Below are 25,944 nucleotides of genomic sequence, written 5' to 3' on the forward strand. Positions count from 1 at the left end.
ACTAAATAAAGTCTTCCCTAAAGCTTTTCTACCAAATAATCATAGACGTAAGTTTTTAAAGGAGGAACTTTCAATGGCTTATTTTAGAAAAGTAAAATCCAAAAAAGCTAAATCAGGTTACACATGGTCTTTTACCTCTGAACTAGGTATTGACCCCACCACGGGAAAAAGAAAACAAAAAACAAAGCGTGGCTTTGCTACGAAGAAAGATGCAGAAAAGGCCTACAATGAATTTATGAGTGAATTTCAAAAAGGCATTTATGTTGATCCAAAGAAGATGACAGTGAAAGATTTTGTAGGTGAATGGTTAGAAGCAAGGAAGAGTCGTTTAAGCCCTACTACTTATGCGGCTGAAGAATTAAGATGTCAAAACTGGATTATTCCTTTTCTAGGACACTTAAAAATAAGGCAGTTAAAAATCTCTCATGGGCAAGCTTTTATGGAACATCTTTCAGAACACTTAGCTCCTTCTACAGTTAATACCGTTTTCACCTTAACTGTATCTATTCTAAATAGAGCTGTAAAGTATGAGTACATTTATAAAAATCCTTTTATTCATGTAGAAAGAATAAAGGAGAAAAAAACAGAGGTGAAAACGTGGTCGTTTGAAGAGCTTCAAACGTTTCTTAATTTCGCAAAAAAGAGAAATTCTTTTTACTATGGAATATTTGCTATGGCTGCTTTAACAGGCATGCGTAAAGGTGAAATCTTAGGCCTTCGTGAGCAAGATATAGATTTTGTGAATAAGAAAATTAGTGTAGTAAGAAGTGTAGGTGAAGTAAAAGGAAATATATATTTAGGAGATGTAAAAACATCTGGATCAAGACGAAGAATAGCTCTTGATGATCAAACGTTAGATATTTTAAATAAACAACTCACACAAAATAAAAAAATGAAATTGCATTACGGATCAGCTTATAAGAATGATGAAAGTGTTATCTTTTGTCGTCCTGATGGCACTCTTTTTCGCCCGACAAAACTAAATGCTAGATTCAATTCTTATATTAAAATGTCTGGCGTTCCTAAAATTAAATTTCATGCTTTACGTCATACCCATGCTACTTTGCTTCTAAAAATGGGGGTTCATACAAAAATTGTTTCTGAACGTTTAGGTCATTCTAAAATCAATATAACATTAGATACCTATTCCCATGTTTTAGATGATATGCAAGAGGAAGTTGTTAAAGTCTTCTCAGAAAACCTTAAGATTTTATAATATCTATATAAATGTGGTCAAAATGTGGTCAATTTCAGTATTAAAGGTGCACAAACCCTTGTTTTACAAAGGGTCATGCACCCCATGGCATTGTTGTATGAGCGTCATGACCGCAAAGATGACCTTTTCCTTGAACTTTAGACACATAAGAAGTTTCTTTTTCATCCTTAATAGGAAGAGCATCGATATCTGCTCTTAATGCTAGCGTTGGTCCATCACTTTCCCCTTTAATTAAAGCTACAATTCCTGTCTTAGCAACGATGTTAAAAGGAATGTTCATTTCTTTTAATCTTTCTTGGATAAACTGCGATGTTTTCTCTTCTTCAAATCCAAGCTCTGGATATTGGTGAATATATCTTCTCCATTGAATCAAACTTTCTTTTAGATCTTCAGCTTTCTTTCTTAGTTCATTCATATTCTCACTCATCCCCCCTTATAAAAAAAGAAAATGAAAACCTGAATTCTCTATCAGTGTTTCATTTTCTTCTTGTAATCTCAATTATAAATACGCTTAGAAAACACATACTATGTTTTTCTTTACGACTGTGAAGAAAGCTCTTTTTCTTCATGCTGATGAGGATGTTTCCAAGCAAGAGTAATGGCTACCCCAACCGCTGAAAAGAGGGCAGCAAAGTAAAATGGATAGTTTAGATTAATATCGAACAAAATACCTCCAACGATAGGACCGAATACATTGCCAAGACTTGTGAACATGGAGTTCATTCCTCCAACAAATCCTTGCTCATTCCCTGCAATACGTGAGAGATACGTTGTTAAAGCAGGTCGGATTAAATCAAATCCAACAAACGTTACCATCGTGACAAGCAGAACCATATAGTAAGAATTCACAATTGTAAGCAAGAAAACAATGATTGTTGAAAAAATGAGGCTGTAGCGCACAACGCCCATTTCACCAAACCATTTTGTTAAACGCTCAAACAATGCCACTTGCACAATAACACCAAGAATAGCTCCACCTGTAATCATAATTGCGATATCTTTTGGTGTGAAAGCAAATTTATGGTCTGCAAAAAGTGAGAAAAATGATTCAAACGCAGATAGTCCAAAGGAAGAAATGAAAAGAATTAAAAATGCGATAAAATACATAGGCACAAAAATGCGTTTTAAGCGGCCTTGCCCTTTTACGATTTTTATTTCTTCATTTTCAGGGTTCCGCGGGGGTTCACGTAAAGCAACAAGAGAAAAGACAGTAGCAACTAATGCAAGCCCTGCGGCGAAAAAGAACGGCAACCGCGTACCAATTTCAGCTAAAAACCCCCCAACTCCTGGGCCAACAATAAATCCTGTCGAAATAGCAGCTGACATATAACCAAGCGCTTTAGCTCGAGTATTTAAAGTTGTAATATCTGCAATGAAAGCCGTAACTCCAGGCATAATAAAAGCAGCGCTTACTCCACCGAGCATGCGGGAAACAAATAATACTTCAACCTGCTCCCCTATTCCAAATAAAAACTCTGAAAGACTAAAAATAATCAACCCAATAATAATCATTTTTTTACGGCCGAACTTATCAACCCATCGACCTGAGATTGGTGACACAACGAGCTGTGTAAGTGCAAAGGCAGCAACCATATACCCAACAATTGTTCCAGACAAATGAAGTTCATTCATGATAGTAGGTGTTACAGGAATTACAAGTCCAATGCCTAAAAAAGCAATAAATAGATTTGCTAATAGGATAAATAATGTTACATTCTGTTTTTCCATGGTGTTTCTCCTTTATTTTAATAAAGCTATAAACATCTAAAAGATAAGATAATTTTTACTTGTCGTTCCAAATATTGATCAAGATTAACGAACTTTTCTTATCATAAAATCATTTAGCAAGTAAGAAACTAATCTAGACTCATCGTTTCCTACAATAAAGAACCCTATTCTTTCATAAAAGCGAATCTCACTATATCTTCTCTCAAACCTTGCTTTTATATTATTTCGAGCAAACCGCAGTCTTCTTTAAGAAGTGTAGAGATAAACTTCTCGTATGAATCAGCACTTCCCTACACGTAAGAAACGTAGAAAGAAGAGATGTTGTAAACTTCTCTTTTTTGTTTTAACTTAGATTCCTCTCTATACTTACATCACTGTTATTGTTATTTCTCCAGTTTTCATTATTCTCCATCCATCATGCCCCTTTCTTATCTCTGCTTTGTAAAAGCTGCTAGTGTTACATTTTAAAAATCTTAAATTGACAGCTTCTTTTCCCTTTGAGATAATAACTAACGACCGTTAGGTTTTAAACAATACGAATGTATTATACTAGAAATTTTCTTCCAAAGAAAGGGGTTTAACTTCTTTGAGTTCTAAAAATTTAATTCTTACTTCTGCCCTTCATCATTTTTCAAAATATGGATTTGAAGGTGCATCCTTAGGAATGATTGCTGAAGATGCTAACATTAAAAAACCTTCAATTTATGCGCATTTCAAAAGTAAAGAAGATTTATTCATGAATGTCTTTTCCCTCGCTGAATGCGAAGTAAAAAAAAGAACATTTCAATATTTTATCGAACGGTACAATCGTTTAAATATGCGAGAAACATTAGAGACTTTTCCTTTGTTTCTCATTCGAAACTACCAAGACGAACCAAGCTTTGGATTTCTGCTTCGCCATTCTTTCTTTCCCCCGGAAGCTTTAATGAAAGAAGTGATGGATCGAACAAACCCACTGCTTGATTCGTTTCAAGAATTATTAAAGAAACGTTTTGAAAGAATTCCGCAAGAAGAAATTATTGCATCCCCACAAGATGCTTCCATTGCGTATCTTACGCTTGTAGACGGTATTTTAATTGAAATGCTTTTTGCATGGGAAGAAAAAGCAATGCTTCGGATGAATGCTGCATGGCCCATTTTTTGCAGGGGCGTTTTTGCAGATGAAAAGAAATAAAAGCAATAAGATAAAAGGAGTTTTATGAAATATGAATAGGGATTGGATATACGTCATTGGAGCAGGAATTGTAGAAGTTGGTTGGGTAACCGGTCTTAAGCACTCTTCAAACATTTGGGAGTGGCTATTAACGGCTCTAGCGATCATAGTGAGCTTCACGCTCATTCTAAAAGCAACGAACAATCTGCCGGTTGGCACGGTTTATGCTGTTTTCACAGGATTAGGAACAGCTGGAACAGTAGCATCTGATATGCTATTGTTTGGAGAACCTTTTCAGATTGCAAAAATATTATTAATTGCTCTGCTACTAGCGGGCGTGATTGGCTTGAAGTTAATTACAGATAAAGAAGGTAAACAGGAAGGAGAGCGTGCATAATGGCTTGGGGATTTTTAATTGTCGCTGGTCTTTGTGAAGTACTCGGCGTGTTTGGACTTAAACGTGTGACCCTTAGAAAAGATGTATTGTCTCTTCTCATGCTTATCGCTTCTTTTGCATTAAGTTTTACAATGCTTTCATTAGCGATGCGTGACCTGCCAATGGGAACCGCTTATGCGATTTGGACAGGAATCGGCACTGTTGGCGCAACCCTTGTTGGAATGTTCGTCTACAAAGAACCAAAAGAATGGCGACGCATTTTATTTATTTCAATGATTCTATGTTCTGCAATTGGATTAAAACTGTTAGGATGAACAACAGGGCCAGCTTTTTAGCTGGCCTTGTTTCTTCATGTATAAAGTATAGATATATATCGTTACAAAAAATCTATATTTATACATATTTATCACTGTAATTAAGTAATATACACCATTATTTAAGGTGCGAACATATATTAAAAATATTTCTAAAGGAGGCAGACACTACATTCTTTAAAGTATAACTTCTCATACAATTAAGCTGCAATTGCAGCTTTTCTAAATATAAAGTGCATAAAAAGCTACTTTTTCACTCATTTTTAAGGATGTCTATTGGCCTCCAAAATCTTATATATCAACAATGTATGAACCCTGTATAAAGCAAAAAAAGAAAAAACGTCAATCTCTTCTACTACAAAGAGTTGACGCCTTCTTCACTCCCCTGAAGGTGTGTTATGTGGACTAATTTATCTTATTCAGAGCCATTTTGTTACTATTTCCCTTAAAAAATTCAGCTCTAATTATTGGTTAATTGACTATTTTAGCACAATATAAATAATATTTATTTCAACTGAATATTAGGGTTAGTTAAACTAAGATCGTTTTCCCTCATAATTTGTAAGGTTATCTATTTAAACAGCTGTATATCCTCCATCTACTGTATATACACTACCTGTAACAAAAGATGAAGCTTCAGAAGCTAAGTATAAAGCAATTCCTCCTAATTCTTCAGGAATTCCTGGTCTTTTCATAGGCGTTAAGTCTATCCACGTTTTAACCATGTCACTATTTTCTTCAAAATACGACTTTGTCAGCTCTGTTTTCATATAACCTGGAGCTATTGTGTTTACTCTTATATTATGTTGTGCCCATTCTAAGGCTAAACTTTTCGTAAGCATAATAACCCCTGATTTTGATGTATTATATGAGGCTTGACACTGAGGTATATTTGCAATTATTCCAGACATTGAAGATATATTTATAATAGAACCTTTCTTTTGTTTAATCATTACTTTACCAACAGCTTTAGATACTAGAAAAACCCCATTTAAATTAATATTGATTACTTTGTACCAATCTTCAAACGATGTATTCTCGGCTTTTTCAAGATTAGTAATACCTGCATTATTAAATAATACGTCGATTTTACCAAATTGATTAAGCACTGTATTTACCATATCATTAACCTGATCTTCTTCTGTTACATCCATTCTTACTGGAATGGCCTTTATTCCTTCGTTTTTTTGAAATTCGTTAGCAGTTTTAGCTGCTTCTTCAAAGTTTAAATCTGCAATTACTATGTTAGACCCTGCCTGCGCTAAAGCTCGGCCCATTTCTTTGCCTAAACCCATTGCTCCACCTGTAACAATTGACACTTTGTCTTTCAGATTAAATTTATCTAAGACTTTCAATTTCTATACCCCCTTATTTGATTTTTGATAGCGTTTTCATTTATAAAAAAATTATTCCTTTATTTTTCAACTTGTATCTTGTCTTTAATTTTAGTTTTCTCTATACCTAAGGGCTGATTTATTTTCATAAAGTAAGTTAATATAAACCCTATAATATATATAGCAGCAAAGGTCCAAATTACTCCTTTTACACCTGCTAATGGCATAATTGCTGTTGCAAGTGCAGGACCAACAAAGTTACTTAAACCTGCAGAGAGGTTGTGCATGGATACTGCCGCTCCTTTATGTTTTGGTTCAAGCGTTGGAAAAATAGCAGACATCGGGACAAAAGCAGCAATAGCAATTCCGAAGAAAATAGCAACAAACAATCCAACACCCATATTTGGACCCATAGACACTGGTAAATAATAAAACAGTACGGTGGCTACAGCCATACCTATACAACCAAACCATCTAACTTGTCTAACCCAACCAATTCTATCTCCAAGAATTCCCCACATAAGGTTTGTAAAAATAGTAGTAGCATAAACAGCACCCCAAATACGTAACCATTCCGACATTGTAAATCCAATTTGTTCTGTAAATATAATGGGTAGAATAACCACAAAGCCATATAATGAAATTTGATTTATGATTCTTACTACTGATGCAATAGCAATTTGTGGATTTTCATACACAAGGGTAATCCCTCGCAGCATTTCGCGAAGCTTACTGCTTTCATCCTTTCGTTCTTCTTTATAGCTATTAAAGTTATCTTTTATTAAAAACATGGCCATAAGACCGCCTATTGCAATAAAAGCAATTGCTAACCACAAAGTTCCCATGAAACCAATTTTAGGAATAGAGAAGCTAGGAAGATAGGTTCCAAAAACCCCCATCCCTACAGAATACATGCACCAAAACCATCCCATTGCAGAAGCTAACCTTTGTTTTGGAGCTGCATAAGCAATCCAAACTACAAAGCCATAAATGAACATTGGATACGCAATTCCTCTTATGCCATACATTGTAATCATCATAGAGTAATTTTTTTGTTCAAGACCTAAAGTTAGAAAACCTATATGAAAAATAATCCAAAGTACAAAACCCAAAACCATTGTACGACGAGGCCCTGCCATTTCTGCCAAGACTCCTGAGAGCCAAGATGCAATAGCTACAGTAAGACCATACACTGTAAATATGAAGGAAGCTTGTTGTGTAGAAAATCCTAAATCTACTATATATTTTGATAAAAAGGCTTGTTCAATTCCATCTCCAGTCATAAAAAAGGCAATGGCAATGTATCCCCAAATTAGAACAACAGGTAAACCAAAAATTTGCTTTGATTGATCAGTTGATAAACTCCGAGCCATAAAGTTCCCTCCTAAAGGTACTTTTTATAATTTATAGAGTAGTAATTTTAAAATATGGATTTTTTTTAGATCAGCTTATATAATGTAGTACGTAGATTAATTCATGTAAGAAATAGATAGGGTTCTAGGTTCATGTTCTAACAATAAAGACTATTTCGCTGATTCCGAGATGCTTATATATCAATTGACAATGGCACTTGCCAATTGATATATAGAACATGACTATAAGAACTCTATCACCTTTTTAGGGCACTAAAATAACTTTTAAGGATTCCGTCCCTTTTTTCACCATGTTAAATCCTTTCTCAAACTCTTCTAAAGGAAGTTTATGTGTAACTATACCATCAGTAGAAAGTGAACCGGAGGCTATCCCCTTGATTACATTTGGATAACAATAAGGCCCTAAATGAGCACCTAAAATATCGAGCTCTTTTCGATCACCAATGATACTCCAATCCACGGTTACTGGACTAGAAAATACACTGAACTCCACGAAACGTCCAAGTTTGCGTATTGCATGTAAACCTTGAATAACACTTGCTGGTGCACCACTTGCTTCTATATAAACATCACATCCATAGCCATCTGTCATTTTTTTAATTTCTTCTGCTACGTCTACTTTTGAAGGATTGAGCACAATGTCTGCCCCAAATTGTTTCGCCAGTTCTAAACGATCATCACGCATATCCACAACAACGAGGGTACCAGGTCCCCTTAACTTTGCTGCTGCTACCATTCCTAGGCCAAGTGTTCCAGCACCTGAAATTACAGTAAAGTCTCCTAATTGAATGTTTGCTCGATTGACTGCATGCATAGAACAAGCATACGGCTCTATTAATATAGCTTTTTCAATTGGTAAATCATGTGGAACCTTATGATTAATAGCATTTACAGGGAATTTCATATACTCAGCCATTCCACCATTTACGTTGTACTGAAATCCATAAATATCATGTTTCTCACACATCCAGTACTGACCACGCTTACAAAAACGACACTTATTACAAGGTACAATCTGTTCTGAGATAAGACGATCACCAATAGAGTACTCTGTTACCTCTTCACCCACCTCTACAACAATGCCAACAAATTCATGACCTGGAATGACTGGAGCTTTTATATATTGAGGTTGGCCATCTCCTCCCCAAAACATTGGGGCTCCATCCCATGCTTTTACATCCCCAGCACAAATGCCACAAGCTTCTACTTTAATAAGAATTTCACCAGCTTCTGGTGAAGGTGTATTAATTGTTTCAAACTTATATTCTCCAGGCCCATGACACACAACCGCTTTCATTTTTTTAGATACACTTAATTTATCTAGTCTTTCTTTTTCAGATATATTTGACATAATATAACTCCTTCCTTAATAAAAACTTACCCTATCTTTATAAATAACTTAGTGACTAGTCTACTTTTAACTCCACATTTTTTGAATGATAGATATTATTTGTTAAACGGCCTGTAAAACCATTAAGATAATCATATAAGTTATTCTCCTCAATAAATTCGTTTAATTCCTCAAGAGTGGGGATACCTATCTGCGCACCAAATCTAGTAACTTTTAAAGCGCTTACTACGCAAGCAAATCTTGTAGCCTTAAATATATCTTTCCCTTCTAGAAATGCACAAGCTAAAGCTCCAGAAAATGCTCCTCCAACAACAGAATCAACTACTTTAACAGGGATTGCTGCCACATGTTCAATTCGTGTAGGTGTATAAACTAGAGCCCCCCTTTGTCCCATTTTAATAATTGATTGCGAGATACCTAGAGACTCAAAATATCGCCCTGCTTGAATAGCATCATCAATATTTTTAATTTCTATCCCGGTCATATATTTTGTTTCCTGTTCATTAGGAATAATAATATCTGTCGCTTCTAAAACCTTCATAGTAATATTTTCAGCTGGCTTAGGATCTAGAATAACAAGAACATTATTTTTTTTTGCTTCCTGCATAGCATGAACTATTGTCTCTTCCGGCATTTCCATTTGAGCTAAGAGGATACCATAATCTTCAAATCCATTTACAGCTTTATCAATGTCTTCAGGAGAAAGGTAAGAATTAGCTCCTCTCATACCTACCATTGTATTAACAGCTACATCATCAATCATAATGATAGTTGTTCCTGTTGAAGCTTGCATTGTTCGTTTAATATGAGATATGTTCACCTGATTTTTCCTTAGCTCAGCAAGGAGAGCATCCCCAAACGAATCATGCCCTATACAACCAATTAACCTTCCCTCTTTTCCAAGTTTTGAAAGAGTTGTGACCGCATTCGCTCCTCTTCCTCCAGGCAACATATCAAGTTTTTCTCCAAAGACAGTCTCTCCCCGATTAGGGATATGTGGAGTTGATATAACCATATCCGTATTTAAGCTACCTACTACACATACTTTCAAAATACTTCCTCCTATCTAAAAAATTTCTTTTTTAATAACATTACATAGGTGAATATATGGATAATATTGGTAAATACCTGCTTTTACTCTCCATTTTCTCTCAGTGGATGTGAACTTGATGACTTTATAGTATCAGTTTCCTTTTTTGTTTCAAGAGTAATAACACAGAAAAAACAAAATAAAACCACATATAGAATAGTGGTTTATTACATTTAATTGTTAATTAAAAATTTGGTTTTAAATATGAGCATGACTATTATCTAGCTACATCAATGTGAATCCCCTTATTTTTTAAAGTTGTAAGGTCATGAATAGATAATCCGTGATCAAGGATAACTTTGTTAACTTCCTCCATTTTAATAAAGCTAGTTAGCGATTTTCGGCCAAATTTCATATGATCAGCTAATAGAATACTTTCCTCTGAAATTGTCGTAAATTTATACTTGACCTGAGCCTCCATTTCATTACTTTCATATACACCATAATCCACATGAAAACCATTACAAGAAAAGAAAAACTTATCAACGTTATAAGCTACAATTGATCTTTCGGTGTTTGTTCCTACGAATGAAGATAAGTCTTTATTTAGGTATCCTCCTACAGTAATGACTTTCGCTTTAGCTTCTTCGTGTCTATTTAAGAACTCTAAGGTTACTGCAATAGAATTTGTTATCACAGTAATATCATAATGGACTAACCGTTTTGCTAATTGATAACAAATTTGACTACTATCTAATGCAATAATGTCACCCGTTTTTACTAATTTTGCTGCCTGAGTTGCAATCGACTTTTTCAACTCTATATTGGGGTCTACTCTATTTAATAGAACAAGATCACCTGTGTCTTTTCTCAGGTTTAAATGTGCTCCACCATGAGTTTTTTTTATTAATCCCTCCTTTTCCATTTGATCAAGATCTCGTCTTATTGTTTCTGTAGTTACTTTAAAGCGCTTACTTAAATTTGTTACACGAACTGTCTTGGATTGCTTTAATAATGAGTAAATCTCTTTTTGCCTTTCTATAGCAATTTTATTATTCCTCAATTTCTTCACCCTCCAGACTATCCAAGTAAAGATTTGTTGGTCCTTCTCTTTTTGTACTTTAAAATCTTCCTTTGTTATGTTTTTTTCTCTACTAAATGTGATTTTAATTCACAAACAAAACAAAAACAACTTTAATTTTTGTTTTTTTAGAAAAAAACAAATAAAAATCGCTTATTTTTATGGTATATATTTTGTTTTATATCTGTTATTAGTTTTGTTTTTTATTTTTATTAAAGTAAAGAGTACGAAAAACATATATAAGGGGAAAGAAAAAGAGCAAATCCGTTAATTAACAACGAGTTTGCTCTCTTAGTACTTCTTTTAAATTACATTATTTTTCCTTAATCTCAATTAACCTCCCCTATTAGTTTAACCAGAAAATCAACCTTGTTCTTTAATAGATCCAATTTTCAAAATAAATTATCAATTTTTCCATATATATTAACAATATTCGATATGCAAAAGGAACTTCATCTGTGCTTCTAGCTTTCTGACGTTCTAAATATTTTTACGAACACAATACTATTTAGAAAAATTAGAGGACAAATCAACTACACATAATACTATTTAACAGTAGTTGGTCAAAACTTTATATTGAAACTTGTTTTTTAACATGCTAGTATAAATAACAATATGATATTGCCTTTAAGACGGTCCAGAGAGGCCGAAAAGGATGGATTAATAATTTAGTAATGTTTGTTTATTAACATACCCATGCCCTTTTGTCCTCTTTTGACAGAAGGGCATTTATTTTTGTTTACATTTAATGCAAAATTTTCAAAACCTCTTTTAAAAGAAGTTCTGTGAGACTTCAAAAGAGAATGGATAAGATGCTGTAATCGGTTTTCTAATCCATTCCTTCAAAACAAAAAGAGTTTTTACTTCAAAGAATATTACTGGAGGGTGGATTAATTTGAATTATCGTAATAAAACAGTTGTGGCCTCTGTAGCAGGCTTAACATTAGAAGGCATGGACATCATGTTTATCTCTTTTGCCATGTCAATGATTGTAGCGGATTTTAACATTGATTTAGCAACTGGAGGATTTATTTCTTCAATCACAAATATTGGCATGCTTATTGGTGGAATCATTTTTGGGATTTTAGCAGATAGATTTGGCCGGGTGCGAATTTTCACTTATACGATTATCTTATTTGCAATAGGGACAGCCTTAACGGGATTAGCAGCAAATATTGAACAGGTTTATTTATTTAGATTTATTGCAGGACTTGGAGCTGGAGGAGAATATGGAATTGGTATGGCTCTCGTTGCAGAGGCTTGGCCTAAGAATAAACAAGGGAGAGCTTCCTCTTATGTAAGTGTAGGTGCTCAATTTGGTGTTATTCTTGCAGCGTTGCTTAGTGCAATTATTCTTCCTACCTTAGGATGGAGAGCCTTGTTTATCGTTGGAGTGCTTCCTGTTATTTTTGCCTTTATTGTGCGAAAAAATTTAAACGAATCTCCAGAATGGCTAGCAGCAGTAAAAACAGAAAAAGTTGTCAATAAGCCGAAAAAAGTTAATTTACTTCAGCTATTTGACACTCCTAGAACAGCTATAACAACCATTACTTTAGTCGTTATGGCAACAGTTCAAATTGCAGGTTATAATGGATTGATGATTTGGCTACCATCTATGCTTCAACAATCCCAAGGTTTATCTGTTTCAGGCTCAGCGCTCTGGACCATTAGTACAGCTGTTGGAATGATTATAGGAATGCTGATCTTTGGACGATTCATGGATCGATTTGGTGCAAAACGTGCTTTTGGAGTTTTTCTTTTAGCTTCAGCCTCGGCTGTATTCTTATATTCGTACGCTGAAGGTGGCGCAGGAGTGTTAATTGGCGGTGCAATCGTAGGTTTCTTTTCAAATGGAATGTTTGCTGGGTACGGGGCATTAATAAGCAGTTATTATCCAGTTCATATTCGTAGTACGGCCACGAACACAATTTTTAATTTTGGTAGAGCAATCGGAGGATTATCACCCATTCTCGTTGGATATATTTTGCAAAGCTACGATATGACAGTAGCTATGACCTACTTAGCAGCACTATATTGTCTATCTTTAGCCTTTATGCTTACTCTTAAGAAAAGAGAATTTAATAGTAATAATGGAGTCTAGTATCTCGTCACTCCCGCCATATATTTGAAAGTTCGATATAAGCGGAGAAGCGGTCTTTTGGGGGCATCCATTTAACAAGTATCACAAAAGGATCTTCGTTTGAAGATCCTTTTATAGTACCATCCGACTTTCGGCGCTCAGCGCAAGTACTTATCTCGCCTTTACCTAAAATCAAAAAGAATACGTTGATACACTGTTTTTATCTTATCCCCCTCTATAATTTGGTGTTAAATTTATATTTTTATTTTTTTGAAATTATCTTTATATTAGAACCACTGGCTTTATTTATCCTTTAATAAATACAGTTTTAATAGCAGTATAGAATTCTTTCGCTGCTTCTCCTTGTTCGCGTGATCCAGTACTAGATGCTTTCATTCCACCAAATGGTGCTTGAAGTTCTACCCCTGCGCTTTCCGCATTGATTCGAACTAGACCAGCGTCAATATCATCAATAAATTCAAGTAAAGAACTAATATTAGATGTAAAAATGGACGCGCTTAATCCATACCTTGTGTTGTTGGCAACTTCAATGGCCTCTTCTAAATTGGTTGCTCGAAGAAGGGCAATAACGGGTCCAAAAATTTCTTCTTGAGCAATTTTCATTTCTGGTTGTACGTTTCCGAAAATAGCAGGCGTTACATAAAAACCTTTGTCGAATTCTTCACCAGTTAATATCTCTCCACCAGTGATGAGAGTGGCACCTTCCTCTCTTCCTAATTCGATATATTTTCTCACGGTATTAAATTGACTTTCGCTAGCGCACGGTCCCATCCAAATTCCTTCTTTAAGACCGTTTCCTACAGTGATTTTCTTTGTTTCCTGAACGAGTTTTTCTACAAATGAATCGTAAACCTCATTTTCTACAATGACACGACTTGATGCTGTACATTTTTGACCTGTTGAACGAAAACCACCGCTGATTACTGCTTCAACTGCTCCATCTAAATTGGCATCTTTTGTCACAATGACAGGGTTTTTCCCCCCCATCTCCAATTGAAATTTAATACCACGTGATGATGCAGATTTTGCTACTCTCTCACCAACGCTTTCAGACCCTGTAAATGTGATAGCGTCTAAAAGTGGATGGTCAATCAACTGCTGACCTATTATAGATCCAGAACCTGTAATAAAGTTCAATACCCCCTTTGGAAGCCCTGCTCTATCAAAACATTCTACTACTTTTGCAGCTGTCACCGCTGCTTCGGTTGCTGGCTTAAATACGACTGTATTTCCATACACAAGAGCAGGAGCAATCTTCCAAATTGGAATAGCAACTGGAAAGTTCCAAGGGGTAATAATGCCAACAACACCAAGTGGAGTCCGTCTCGTAAACATAAGGGCATCCTTATCAGAAGAAGGGATAACGTCTCCATCTTTCCTCATCCCTTCACCAGCATAGTACCGAAGGATTGCAACACCTCTAGCTGTTTCTCCTTTTGCTTCGGGAAGTGTTTTTCCCATTTCCTTTGTCATCGTTTCAGCAATCTCATCCAAATTTTCCTCAAGAATGTTTGCTACTTTAAATAGAAACTGACCTCTTTCTGCCTGCCCCATTTTCCTCCAAGACTTTTTAGCTCCATGCGCTGCTTTAATGGCTTTTTCTAAATCCTCTTTTATTGATTTTTGGGTATAGCCTACAATTTCGTTTTTATTAGCAGGATTGCTGCTCGCTTCTACTTGTTCATTTAAGCTACTTACCCATTCACCATTTATATGATTTAAATATGTTTTTGCTTTTGTACTTACAGTCATCCTAATCGTAACACCCTTTCTTTAAAAATAGAGAATGGGTACAACCTATTAAAGACCACTGTACCCATTCAGATAGATTTTATAGTTTTTTTAAAATCAAACAGTTAATCTCTTAGAATAATGGAAAGCCTCTTCTATTTTTTGATACTGTTCTTTGCTTAATGGTAAACGAGGTGGACGTGTAGATCCTACTGGTTTACCAGCGAGTTCCATCATGTACTTAATAGATTGAACTAGTTGAGGACTAGCATCATAACGAAAAAGAGGTAAAAGACGCTTATACAGCTTAAGTGCTTCCTTTACTTTTCCTTCTCTTCCTAGATGAAATAATTCTACACCTTCTTTTGGTAAGGCATTTGGAACACCGGAAATCCAGCCTGTAGCTCCAACTAGAGCTCCTTCAAGAGCAAGATCATCTACTCCAACCATTACTTCAAGATCCGTTTTTTCTAAGATTTCTTGCATACGACGGACATCACCTGAAAATTCTTTGACACCAACTACATTTTCGAACTTCGAAATTTCAGCTAGTAAATCAGGAGTTAAATCCGTAGGATAGTCTTTTGGATTGTTATATGCAACGATTGGAAGCCCAACTTCAGATAGTGCTTTGTAGTGTTCAATAATTTCATTCTCTAGAGGTTTATAATTGATTGGAGGTAAAGCCATAATACCTGCTGCACCATGTTCTTTTGCATGCTGTACCCATTTTACAGACTGAGCAGTTGACGGTGCACCTGAACCAACTAAAACAGGCACTCGACCATTAGCCGCTTCTATTACAGTTTCTACTAATTTTGCTCTCTCTTCAGCTGTAAGAGTAGCATATTCCCCTAATGATCCCCCTGGAACGAGTCCGTCTACTCCTTGTTCAATTAACCAATTACATAGTTCTGTTAATCTAACATAATCTACCTGATAATCTTTCGTAAAAGGGGTAACAAGTGCCACATAAACTCCATTGAATTTTGCCATTATAAATTCCTCCTAATTGATTTGTTTTCTTAAAGACTACCTTTTTTTAAAAAAATTTTATCTAATTTTTTGATTTCACCTTGCAGAGATTAAACATTCAAGATCTTTTTCAGTTAATAATTCAAGAATAAAATGCACTTCTTTCTTGAAACCGAAGATGTATATTCTCACTAATCCCTCCTCAGCTTATTTTTAAAGCAATAGTTAATAAAATAACAAAAATTGAAGTGTCACTTCATTTATATTGACCTTACCATACAATCCGAATCTTGTAAACTAAATTTTCTGAATATTTTTAAACCCCTCTTTATCTCCATTTATTTTGTTTAGGATTTTTAGGAAACCTTTTCAATTGTTTGATTTTGAATAAAATAAGATTATAATAAAATTAAAGTCACACTTTAATTCCCAAACAAAAGCGAATTATATTATTGTAAACTACAATTTTTTATCATATATGTTAGAGAGGTATAAAGAATGGATGATTTAATCGGATTTAAAATAAAAGAGTTGCGAAAAGATCGAAAACTAACGCTAAAACAAATATCAGAGAAAACTAATCTTTCTATCAGTTTTTTATCACAAGTAGAACGTTTAAAATCCTCTATTACACTTGAATCATTAAAAAAGATTTCTGACGCACTTAATGTCAATCCAGGCTACTTTTTTTCAGAGTCAGAGAAAAAGGCTAAGTCGACCATTATACGGAACTCTTTAAGCGAGTTAAATAGTAGACCGAGTAGCTTTATTTATAAAGACTTATCTGAAAATATAGAAAATCCACTTTTTGCTCCTTTGTTAGTTATGCTCAAACCGGGTGAAAATAGAGGAAGTTCGTATTCACATCAAGGCCAAGAGTTTCTTTACGTTTTGGAAGGTACTCTTACTGTCCTTATTGATGATGAAGAACATGATTTACATCCTCTTGACTGTATTTATTTAGACTCAGCTACCCCACATAATTGGATTAACCACACTGATGCCGATGTGAAATTTTTATGCGTTTCCTCTAATCCTATCTGATATTCAAAAATTTTGATTTGAAGTAAAAATGACATACTAAGTGAAGTTAATGTGAGTTAAATATTTAAATTAGCAGGTTCACCATGAGGGTGAACTCTGCTCAAACTCGTAAAAAGTTTATTTGTAAATCAAACTATCTTTGCGTTGAAAAATAGAGACTCCCCCATAGCTCCCTCATTTTATTCCTTCCGCTGTCAATCTTAGGATTAAACTGGATGGTAGCTTGCCTTCGAACAGTACGAACATTTTGTATTGCTTGTTGTAATTGCTGATCAATGGTTTCTGACTTTTTCCCAGCATATTTGGCGATTGACAAGCCTGCAGTTGTTCCTTGGGCCATAGCAATTTTACCACTTTCAATACCGGTGATATTCCCCGCTACAAATAACCCATCAAGAGGGGTTTCCATCGTCTCTGAATGATGGGGCACATGGCCGCCAAGTTCTGGAATGTATTGAAATGGACAACCAGCCACGGCAGCAAGCTCTGCCAGCGGATATAATCCTCCTGCTATACAGACAAAATCTGCCTCGTAAATCGTTTCAGATCCAGCAATAACATTACCATTAGCATCAATATCAGCAGCACGAATTCCTTCCACCCTATCCTTGCCTATGATTTCAAGGGCAGCTTTACGGAGCTGGAGAGGGGTCCCGCTCACTTTCATGCCATTTTTGGGATAAAAGTTCAAACCGATTTTTCTCATTCGATTATTTTTCATGACATGACTCCCAATGCGTAATAATGGCGATGGAGCTAGATGAGCTGCATTTAAAAGTGATTTCATAACCGCCTCTGGTTCACCTGCTTTTTGGCTAAGGGGACTTTTTTCTGGAAGTATCACCCGATCAACCTTAATTCCGGCTAGTTGTAATTCATTTAAGATCGCAAATGCTAAAATATTTGCTCCGATAATGATCCCTTTTTTGCCAACTTGGACGCGGTGGACATTCGTCATTACTTGAGCCGCACCGATTGACATGACACCGGGAAGGGTCCAGCCTGGTAGCGGAATAGGGTATTCCGCGGCTCCAGTGGCTACTAATACAAATGGTGCTTCCAGCGTACCTGAACTTGTATGCACATTCCATAGGTGTTCTTCTTTTTCTAAATTATAAACGGATACACCACAACAGATATCGACCGATAATCTTTTCGCTTCTTGATGGAGTCGTTCTGATTCTTTAATGCCATTCCACCATTCACCAGAAGGTTCTTGATGAAGTTGTCCAAGCAAACGGCCACCTGGCTTTATAAACTCATCAATAACTTTTACTTTGAGACCAAAGCTCGCGCAGGCAATAGCTCCTGCTAACCCCGCTGGCCCTCCTCCAATTACAATTACATCAATCATTGCTTTTCCACCATCCCTCTCACAATATTTGGATGACGTTTTCCACTTTCAACAATCATGTCTTTTTCTACAATAGTTAAGCAAGCTCTGACATTTTTTTGATTATTAACTGTTACCCGACACTCCAAGCAATGACCGATGTTGCAATAAATACCTCTAGGTGTTCCGCTATCTTCGTGAACACGGAGTTTTCTAATTCCATTTGCTAAAAGAGCAGCAGCAATTGTTTCATTTTTGTAGGCTTCATATGTAACTCCATCAAATCGAAAAGAAATACGTTCTCTACTATCTAAACTGCCTAGAATAGGATGATCCAATATTCTACTCATTGATTTCCACCTACTGTTCCAAACGTTACTGGTCGAATCGGGGGCTGGTATTTTAATGGAATCTCACTAGATAACACCTCAGGAATGACACTTTCGATAATCCTATCTAAGGTTAGCCTGCATGTACGACCGCCACAAAAACCCATACCTGCCCTTGTTCTTAATTTCAATTCTCTCGCTGTACATTTATGTTCATTTGCTGTTGTTTGAAGTTGCCCATAAGTAACTTCCTCACAGCGACAAATAACAACGCTCTCTTTGTTAGACATTTGTATTCCTCCTCTAATCTCTTTGTATAAAATTATTATGCAAAAAACGTGCCAACTTAGAGGTGGAAGAGGATTAATTTATGCCAAGCCGCTTCAATCGATTATATAAAGTAGCTCTTGTGATACCGAGTTGCTTAGCACATTCTACTTTGTTTCCATTTAGAATTTGTAATGCTCTTTCAATTATTTTTTTCTCATATTGATTCATTTCTTCTTGGAGCGGTAGTATCGTGGAGTCATTTTCTATAATTACACTAGATGCATTCTTTAGAGTACTTTCAAAGCTGATATTACTTGTATTAAAGGGCAAATATTCTCTTTTTATTACGCCATCTGTCGCAAATACGATAAGCCGTTCAACGATATTGCGAAGTTCGCGAATATTGCCAGGCCAATCATAACGAAGCATTTCCTGGATTACCTCTGGAGGAAATTCGTGAATAGGGCGTTGATAGCTTAATGAAAAATCATTTAAAAAATAGTGAGTCAATTCAATAATATCTTCTTTCCGCTCCCTTAAAGGAGGAATGTGTAGACTGACTACATTTAAGCGGTAATATAAATCTTCCCGAAACTTCCCTTCTTTCATTAGTTCATGTAAATCACGATTTGTAGCCGCAATGAGACGAAAATTGATATCGATTTCTTTCTCTCCTCCAACACGATAATATCTCCGCTCTTGAAATACCCGTAGAAGCTTTACTTGCATTTCGAGTGGCATTTCACCTATTTCATCAAGAAATAATGTGCCTCCTTTTGCTAATTCTATTTTTCCTTTTTTTCCTTTACTGTTAGCCCCTGAGAAGGCGCCGCGCTCATACCCGAACAATTCACTTTCAAATAAAGAGGCTGGTATTGCACCGCAATTAATTGAAATAAAAGGTGCGTTTGGCTCTTCGCTCGCTTCATGAATAGCTTTAGCAAACACTTCTTTCCCCACCCCACTCTCCCCTAGTATTAAAACTGTAGATTTAACAGAACACACCTTTCTAGCCAAGTTCACTGTTCTTTGTAAGGCAGAACTCTTTCCTTTAATGGAATGAAAGGGATCAGATGAATCCTTATACTTCGCTACTTCTTGTTCTAAACGATGTACTTCGTTGGACATGTTAAATAACTTCTCATTAAGTGCTACTTGATTCGTGACATCTGTTTCTGAGACGACTGCACCGATAATCTCTCCCTCTAAATAAACAGGATTAGAGTTAATTAAGACAAATAAATCAGATCGAGGCTGATGGTAATGACCTACAATACTTTTTCCTTTATACAGGGATTGCAAAATTTCTAATTTTTTGTAATCGAAAAAGTCAGTAATAGGCTGCCCCATTATATCTTGACGGGTAACCGAGAATATCTTTTCCGCTCCTTCCGTCCATGTGCAAACGTTCTCGTTGGCATCAATAACCGTAACTGAGGCATCTGAAGTTTGAATAATAGTCTTATAAAATGCTTTCAATTGATTGTAATAGTTATAAAGAAAACGAATCATTCGGGAAGCAGTTATACAGCCTACAGGTTTTTTGTTTGAATCTAGAATAACAACTGCCGAATGGTGGCTAAATGCTTCTATTAATGTAGACAATGACTCGTTCTCATCTACGGTCTTACATAGAAGTTCATCTGTTTTGGCTGTTGAACGATAATAAAATTCGCCGTTTTTTCGTTCAATGTGACTCCTATCGAACGATACATTCATTATTAGTTCTTTTACTGACGGTAATGAAAATACCATAGCGTTCCCCTCCTAAAGTGTAAAAAACAATCAACACTGTATAAAAAATTATACATTTGTTCATAAAATGTTCAAAATATTTTTACAATCATTTTTGTTATTAGGTAAGAGGCAATCAATATTATATTTTTTAAAATTGAGAGAATCAGACTGAATGAATATTTGAAAAATGTCTAGTTATATAAATAAATGTCACACTTTCTAAAAAAACCGTATTTTCCCTTAATTTAGTTTCGCACATCTTCATGTTCTTTGGTCTCTGTCAATTAGATCTAACATCAGAAGATAGAAAAATATTCTCTATATACAGAAATTTGAACTAAGTTGGCACATTAATTGCACTATTTAATGATGAAACAAATTCACCGAGGGGAGAAAAGATATGTGAGACACTGTGACGTTTTAGTAATTGGTGGAGGAATTATTGGCTGTTCAATAGCCTATTATGCTTCTAAATACGGTAGAGATGTAACCATAATTGAAAAAGGAGAATTTGTTAGTGGCACGTCTTCACGATGTGACGGCAATATTTTGGCGATTGATAAAGACCCGGGTTTTGATAGTCAAATGTCGTTATTTAGCCAGGAGTTAGTAGATACATTAAGCAGAGAATTAGAGCACCCTTTTGAATACCGAGCTCCAGGAAGCATTCTTGTTTGTGAGTCAGACGAAGAGATGGAAGCAGCCCAAAAATGGGTTAACCGTCAAAAAGCCGCTGGTTTACCATTTCGAATGCTTGATCGTCAGGATATTAAGCAGGAGTCCCCCTTTTTTGCAGATGACTTATTAGGCGGATTAGAATGTGCTACTGACTCCACGGTTAACCCTTATCTACTAGCCTTTTCTCTTCTCAAGGAAGCCAAAAAATTAGGAGCCAAAGTCTTCAAACATACCGAAGTTTTGGAGATTAAAAAACAAAATAGCAGTTCATTTACTGTAGAAACGACTAACGGAGTGTTTACTGCAGATCATGTCGTCAATGCAGCCGGGGTATGGGCTCCTCGAATAGGAAAAATGCTCGATCTTTCGATACCGATTGAACCGAGAAAAGGACATATTATCGTTGCCTCAAGACAAGAACACGTGGGAGCTCGGAAAGTAATGGAGTTTGGTTACCTCATTTCTAAGTTTGGTGGACAGCGTTGTGTTGATCCACTAACTGAAAAATACGGGGTAGCACTTGTCTTTGAACCAACGGAAAGTCAGAACTTTTTAATTGGAAGCAGCAGAGAATTCGTTGGTTTTAATACAAAAGTAAACAATGAGATCATCAAATGTATTGCTAACAGAGCAATCCGCTTTTATCCGAAAATGGCAGATATGATGGTAATTCGTTCATATGCAGGGCTGAGACCATGGACGGAAGACCATTTACCTATCGTTTCGCGGGTGGACAAGATTCCAAACTATTATATTGCTGCTGGTCATGAAGGTGATGGAATCAGCTTAGCAGCAGTAACAGGAAAAATAGTAGAAGAATTAATTAATAAAAAAGAAACGTCTATTCCTATTGAACCGCTTAGCTTTAATCGTTTTAAAGAAAGGGTGTTGGGTCGATGAGAGCACAAAAAGTCTTTACAACAATTGATACACATACGGGTGGCAATCCAACGAGGACGCTGATTAGTGGTCTTCCGGAACTAGTAGGAAAAACCATGTCGGAGAAAATGCTTTACATGCAAAAGAAGTATGACTGGATCCGCAAGCTTTTAATGAATGAACCACGGGGTCATGATGTTATGTCTGGTGCTTTGTTAACCGATCCGTGTCATCCAGAGGCAGATATTGGCGTAATTTACATAGAAACCGGTGGATATCTGCCAATGTGTGGTCATGATACGATTGGTGTATGTACTGCTTTAATTGAATCAGGATTAATTCCTGTCCAGGAGCCGGTTACTTCATTAAAGTTAGATACGCCTGCTGGCCTTATTGAGGTAGATATTTCCGTTGAAAATGGAAAAGCAAAAGAAGTATCCTTTTGCAATATTCCAGCCTTTCTTTTAAAGAAAGTTTCCATTGATGTTGAAGGAATTGGAAGTATCGATGCTGACATTGCATATGGTGGAAACTTTTATGCGATTATTGATGCTAAATCCGTTGGTTTGGATTTAATTCCAGAGAATGCTTCCACAATAATCGAAAAAGCCATCAACATTCGAAACACTATTAATGGAAAAACAGAAATTATTCACCCCCAATATTCATTTATTCGAGGGTTAACTCATGTTGAATTTTTCACTGAACCAACTCATGAAGAAGCAGATGTAAAAAACACAGTGATTGTCCCTCCAGGAGGAATTGATCGTTCTCCATGTGGAACAGGTACCTCTGCTAAATTAGCCGTGCTATATAGTAATCAAAAAATTTCAATTGATGAAGATTTTGTTCATGAAAGTATTGTTGGTTCCCTATTTAGGGGACGTATATTGGAAACAACAGATGTAGAAGGACATGAAGCTGTAGTGACTAGAATCACAGGATCTGCTTGGTTAATGGGATTGCATCAATTCTTCTACAATGAAGAAGATCCACTTAAAGAAGGGTTCTTGCTTATTCCCCCAATGCAACATGAAACGGAGGACGTGAAATGAAAATTCAAAAAATGTACTCAACAATAGATGTACACGTAGCCGGTGAGGCTTTTCGTATTATCAAAGACGTACCTTTTATTCATTACCAAAACTTAAAACAGTTAAATACACAGCTTGCACATGCTTTTGCAGAAGAAATCAAGCTTTTATTAAATGAACCACGGGGTTTTTCAGGCCTAAATGGCTGTCTTATTGTTCCACCGATTAACCAAGAAGCAGATGCTGCAGTCATATTTTTAAATCATGAAGGAACAATCCCTCTTCATTATGGTGGTATTGTTGCCGTGATTACAGCTTTACTAGAATGCGGCTATTTACAACCAAGGGCATCAAACAACTACAAAATTGAAACAGTCAGTGGTGTGATCCCAGTTACTGCTACTATACAGAATGATGAAGTCGTTTCGGTTTTGATAGAAAGTGAACCATGTCAAGTAACCCATGTAAATATTCCTTTGCCTTATGAGCGTTTAAACTCCCGGTACTCTCTCGTCCAAGCCGATCAATTATATGCTGTGTTTGAAAAATGTGATACTTCTGCAGAGATTCGTATTGAAGAGCTTTCCGAATTGAAAAGATGGGGAAAAACAGTTCTTCAATCTCTCAAATCAAAAACACCTGTAAAAAGTATCATTTTAATGGATACTTCCCATCTAGAAGAGAAGCGAATTAAAACGATCACTTTTCGTAATGATGAGTATATAGTTCGTTCCCCTGGCTTTGGATCAACAATGGCATGTTATACAAGCTTGCTTTCTAATAGTAGATTGTACATGGAACCACCATTTGTAAATGAAAGTATTTTTGACAGCTCTTTGAAAGTACAATTTGCCAACCATACAGAAAATGGATATAAGTTTACGTTGGCAAGCCGTGGTTTTATTACAGGAATGCAAAAATTTATATTAGATCCGACAGACCCTTTACCAACTGGATTCTTATTAAAATAATTCACATAAAAAAGCGACTAATAATTCCATTTGGCCTAGCTGCAGGTGTGTAATCAAAAAAGTATGGAATTATAAATTAATGATTACAATATAAGCACCGCAGCCCTATTTGGTAGCTATAAACATTCAGATATCCAAAACGAATTGTCTCTTATGCACTTGAAAGCTGATACTAACAGCACTTTATTTTTCTGAATATTAAAATAATTAACATTTTTCCTGAACCTACAAACATTATATTAAGGAGGAATTGGATGGAAAAATTAGTGGAATGGTTAGTTGGACAAGTATGGAGCCTCGGATTAGTTGTCTTTGCTCTTGGAGCAGGATTGTTTTTCTCGATCATGACCCGCTTTCTGCAGATACGATATTTTAAAGAAATGATTAAGTTGCTGTTCGAAGGCAAAAGTTCTGATTCAGGAGTATCATCTTTTCAGGCTTTTTGTATGGCTCTAGCAGGACGTGTAGGAATTGGTAATATAGCAGGTGTAGCGACAGCTATTGCCTTTGGAGGACCAGGGGCGGTGTTCTGGATGTGGATTATGGCTCTATTAGGAGGAGCAAGTGCTTTTATCGAGTCCACTCTTGCCCAAGTATACAAAAGTAAAGTAGGAAATGAGTACCGAGGGGGTACACCCTACTTTATCGAAAAAGGTTTAAAGATAAAATGGTTTGCTTCGTTAGTCGCTATCGTTGTTACCATTTCCTATGGATTCTTATTGCCTGGTATACAATCAAGTACTATTGCTGTTGGATTTGAAAATACATCCGGTATAAATAAGAGCATCACTGGGGTTTTATTGGTTGTTTTGCTTGCAACAATCATTTTTGGTGGTGTTAAGCGAATTGCTAATGTTGCAGACAAAATAGTTCCCTTCATGGCTGTAGGGTATGTGATCGTTACTTTCATTATTTTATTTGCAAATATGAAGGAAGTTCCCTCTATGTTCGCTCTTATATTCTCGAGTGCATTCGGTGTGAATGAGGCCTTTGGTGGGATTGTTGGGGCAGCGATTGCCTGGGGTGTTAAAAGAGCCGTGTTTTCAAATGTTGCTGGTGTTGGGGAAGCAACATATAGTTCAGCGGCAGCTGAAGTTTCCCACCCTGCCAAGCAAGGGTTAGTCCAAGCATTTTCAGTCTATATCGATACAATTGTTGTATGTACAGCGACGGCTCTTATGATTCTCGTAACTGGTATGTATAGCGTTACTCCAGAAGGAAAAGAACCCATTGTGGAAACGATGGAAAATGTTGAAGCTGGCCCCATCTATACTCAGGAAGCAGTAGACACTGTATTACCGGGATTTGGATCAATATTTATATCTATCGCCATCTTCTTCTTTGCCTTCACCACCCTAATGGCTTATTATTATATTGCCGAAACGACTCTTATCTATCTCGATAAAAAACTAAAAATGCAGTGGTTGAAAACGATTCTGAAAATCGTATTTTTACTTATGGTTTATATTGGAAGTGTTGAATCAGCATCTTTATTATGGGCTCTAGGGGATTTAGGTATAGGCAGCATGGCATGGCTTAATCTTATTGCTATTTTATTTCTAACAAAACCAGCTTTAAAAGTATTAAAGGATTATGAAGTTCAAAGAAAAGCAGGAAAAGATCCAATTTTTGATCCAAGCAAAGTAGAAATAGATGGAGCGGATTTCTGGGAAGAAAAATATAGAGAGCTAGAGAGTGAGGCTTCCGAAGATAAAGTGTCTACTGGTGGACCGGGGACAAAAATAATGCAATAGGAACATAGAATATCAATCCCCTCACGAATAACTTGTAAAGAGTATATGAAATTCATACTAGTAAAGAACCGCCCCTAGTAACTAGAAAACGATCTCCTGTAAGGGGCTGACTTATGAAGCTAATCCAAACA

Annotated in this window: 23 protein-coding genes; 10 read left to right on the forward strand and 13 right to left on the reverse strand. The window is 36.1% G+C overall.

The genetic code is table 11. The features are described 5' to 3' along the window. Positions 1-73 precede the first annotated feature (73 nt). A complete protein-coding gene (locus tag B9N79_RS13065) occupies positions 74-1,216 on the forward strand; it encodes a site-specific integrase (RefSeq protein WP_085118588.1) in 1,143 nt (380 codons plus the stop codon). 73 nt (positions 1,217-1,289) lie between these two features. Here B9N79_RS13065 and B9N79_RS13070 read toward each other — a convergent pair whose 3' ends face one another. After that, a complete protein-coding gene (locus B9N79_RS13070) occupies positions 1,290-1,643 on the reverse strand; it encodes an amidohydrolase (protein ID WP_205635668.1) in 354 nt (117 codons plus the stop codon). A 110-nt stretch (positions 1,644-1,753) separates the two neighbouring features. Further along, positions 1,754-2,944, reverse strand: a complete 1,191-nt coding sequence (norA, locus tag B9N79_RS13075) for a multidrug efflux MFS transporter NorA (protein ID WP_046217588.1) — start codon at positions 2,942-2,944, stop codon at positions 1,754-1,756. Between the two features lie 586 nt (positions 2,945-3,530). Here norA and B9N79_RS13080 point away from each other — a divergent pair. Genes B9N79_RS13080 through B9N79_RS13090 form a run of 3 tightly spaced genes read left to right on the forward strand, consistent with a single transcriptional unit; the run spans position 3,531 to position 4,808 of the window. Further along, complete coding sequence (locus B9N79_RS13080) at positions 3,531-4,118, forward strand: TetR/AcrR family transcriptional regulator (protein ID WP_048896819.1); 588 nt, start codon at positions 3,531-3,533, stop codon at positions 4,116-4,118. A 31-nt stretch (positions 4,119-4,149) separates the two neighbouring features. Further along, a complete protein-coding gene (locus tag B9N79_RS13085) occupies positions 4,150-4,494 on the forward strand; it encodes a DMT family transporter (RefSeq protein ID WP_019393574.1) in 345 nt (114 codons plus the stop codon). Continuing rightward, entirely contained in the window at positions 4,494-4,808 is a 315-nt protein-coding gene (locus tag B9N79_RS13090) for a DMT family transporter (protein WP_019393573.1), read from the forward strand. Before B9N79_RS13085 ends, B9N79_RS13090 begins: the two co-directional genes overlap by 1 nt. A gap of 575 nt (positions 4,809-5,383) precedes the next feature. On the opposite strand, the gene B9N79_RS13095 is transcribed toward B9N79_RS13090, so the two are convergent. The 5 genes from B9N79_RS13095 to B9N79_RS13115 form a co-directional block, all read right to left on the reverse strand. Then, positions 5,384-6,163 (reverse strand): SDR family NAD(P)-dependent oxidoreductase, encoded by a 780-nt coding sequence (locus B9N79_RS13095; RefSeq protein WP_019393572.1) that lies wholly within the window; start codon positions 6,161-6,163, stop codon positions 5,384-5,386. Positions 6,164-6,222: 59 nt separating this feature from the next. Then, positions 6,223-7,515, reverse strand: coding sequence for an MFS transporter (locus B9N79_RS13100; protein ID WP_019393571.1), 1,293 nt, complete (start codon positions 7,513-7,515; stop codon positions 6,223-6,225). A 244-nt stretch (positions 7,516-7,759) separates the two neighbouring features. Then, positions 7,760-8,866 (reverse strand): erythritol/L-threitol dehydrogenase, encoded by a 1,107-nt coding sequence (locus tag B9N79_RS13105; protein ID WP_019393570.1) that lies wholly within the window; start codon positions 8,864-8,866, stop codon positions 7,760-7,762. 55 nt (positions 8,867-8,921) lie between these two features. Then, positions 8,922-9,917, reverse strand: coding sequence for a PfkB family carbohydrate kinase (locus tag B9N79_RS13110; protein WP_048896820.1), 996 nt, complete (start codon positions 9,915-9,917; stop codon positions 8,922-8,924). Between the two features lie 256 nt (positions 9,918-10,173). Further along, on the reverse strand, positions 10,174-10,959 hold the full coding sequence (locus tag B9N79_RS13115) for a DeoR/GlpR family DNA-binding transcription regulator (RefSeq protein ID WP_048896821.1): 786 nt from the start codon (positions 10,957-10,959) through the stop codon (positions 10,174-10,176). A 913-nt stretch (positions 10,960-11,872) separates the two neighbouring features. Between B9N79_RS13115 and B9N79_RS13120 the strand changes: the two genes are divergently transcribed. Continuing rightward, positions 11,873-13,078 carry an MFS transporter gene (locus tag B9N79_RS13120; protein WP_046217589.1) on the forward strand — a complete coding sequence of 402 codons (1,206 nt, stop codon included), beginning with the start codon at positions 11,873-11,875 and terminating at the stop codon, positions 13,076-13,078. Between the two features lie 285 nt (positions 13,079-13,363). Here B9N79_RS13120 and gucD read toward each other — a convergent pair whose 3' ends face one another. Together gucD and dapA are read right to left on the reverse strand one after the other, a co-directional pair. Then, the gene (gucD, locus tag B9N79_RS13125) at positions 13,364-14,830 is read right to left on the reverse strand and encodes an alpha-ketoglutaric semialdehyde dehydrogenase GucD (RefSeq protein WP_046217590.1); all 1,467 of its coding nucleotides are present in this window, start codon (positions 14,828-14,830) and stop codon (positions 13,364-13,366) included. Between the two features lie 96 nt (positions 14,831-14,926). Beyond that, complete coding sequence (dapA, locus tag B9N79_RS13130; protein ID WP_040061174.1) at positions 14,927-15,805, reverse strand: 4-hydroxy-tetrahydrodipicolinate synthase; 879 nt, start codon at positions 15,803-15,805, stop codon at positions 14,927-14,929. Between the two features lie 477 nt (positions 15,806-16,282). On the opposite strand from dapA, the gene B9N79_RS13135 reads away from it, so the two are divergent. After that, complete coding sequence (locus tag B9N79_RS13135; RefSeq protein WP_040061172.1) at positions 16,283-16,828, forward strand: helix-turn-helix domain-containing protein; 546 nt, start codon at positions 16,283-16,285, stop codon at positions 16,826-16,828. A 133-nt stretch (positions 16,829-16,961) separates the two neighbouring features. Here B9N79_RS13135 and B9N79_RS13140 read toward each other — a convergent pair whose 3' ends face one another. From B9N79_RS13140 to B9N79_RS13155, 4 genes are all read right to left on the reverse strand, one after another. Next, the gene (locus tag B9N79_RS13140) at positions 16,962-18,182 is read right to left on the reverse strand and encodes an NAD(P)/FAD-dependent oxidoreductase (RefSeq protein WP_046217591.1); all 1,221 of its coding nucleotides are present in this window, start codon (positions 18,180-18,182) and stop codon (positions 16,962-16,964) included. Then, positions 18,179-18,511: a (2Fe-2S)-binding protein gene (locus B9N79_RS13145; protein ID WP_040061168.1), complete on the reverse strand. Its 333-nt coding sequence runs from the start codon at positions 18,509-18,511 to the stop codon at positions 18,179-18,181. Before B9N79_RS13145 ends, B9N79_RS13140 begins: the two co-directional genes overlap by 4 nt. Then, the gene (locus B9N79_RS13150) at positions 18,508-18,780 is read right to left on the reverse strand and encodes a (2Fe-2S)-binding protein (protein ID WP_019393559.1); all 273 of its coding nucleotides are present in this window, start codon (positions 18,778-18,780) and stop codon (positions 18,508-18,510) included. The genes B9N79_RS13145 and B9N79_RS13150 overlap by 4 nt, the downstream gene beginning before the upstream one ends. A gap of 73 nt (positions 18,781-18,853) precedes the next feature. Further along, positions 18,854-20,515, reverse strand: coding sequence for a sigma-54-dependent Fis family transcriptional regulator (locus B9N79_RS13155; protein WP_040061164.1), 1,662 nt, complete (start codon positions 20,513-20,515; stop codon positions 18,854-18,856). A 384-nt stretch (positions 20,516-20,899) separates the two neighbouring features. Between B9N79_RS13155 and B9N79_RS13160 the strand changes: the two genes are divergently transcribed. From B9N79_RS13160 to B9N79_RS13175, 4 genes are all read left to right on the forward strand, one after another. After that, the gene (locus B9N79_RS13160) at positions 20,900-22,075 is read left to right on the forward strand and encodes an NAD(P)/FAD-dependent oxidoreductase (protein ID WP_046217592.1); all 1,176 of its coding nucleotides are present in this window, start codon (positions 20,900-20,902) and stop codon (positions 22,073-22,075) included. After that, the gene (locus B9N79_RS13165) at positions 22,072-23,109 is read left to right on the forward strand and encodes a proline racemase family protein (RefSeq protein WP_046217593.1); all 1,038 of its coding nucleotides are present in this window, start codon (positions 22,072-22,074) and stop codon (positions 23,107-23,109) included. Before B9N79_RS13160 ends, B9N79_RS13165 begins: the two co-directional genes overlap by 4 nt. Further along, a complete protein-coding gene (locus B9N79_RS13170; RefSeq protein WP_040061158.1) occupies positions 23,106-24,059 on the forward strand; it encodes a proline racemase family protein in 954 nt (317 codons plus the stop codon). The genes B9N79_RS13165 and B9N79_RS13170 overlap by 4 nt, the downstream gene beginning before the upstream one ends. Before the next feature lie 254 nt (positions 24,060-24,313). Continuing rightward, entirely contained in the window at positions 24,314-25,813 is a 1,500-nt protein-coding gene (locus tag B9N79_RS13175) for an alanine/glycine:cation symporter family protein (RefSeq protein WP_040061156.1), read from the forward strand. Positions 25,814-25,944 lie beyond the last annotated feature (131 nt).

It is taken from the genome of Priestia filamentosa, assembly GCF_900177535.1.
Taxonomy (GTDB): domain Bacteria; phylum Bacillota; class Bacilli; order Bacillales; family Bacillaceae_H; genus Bacillus_I; species Bacillus_I filamentosa.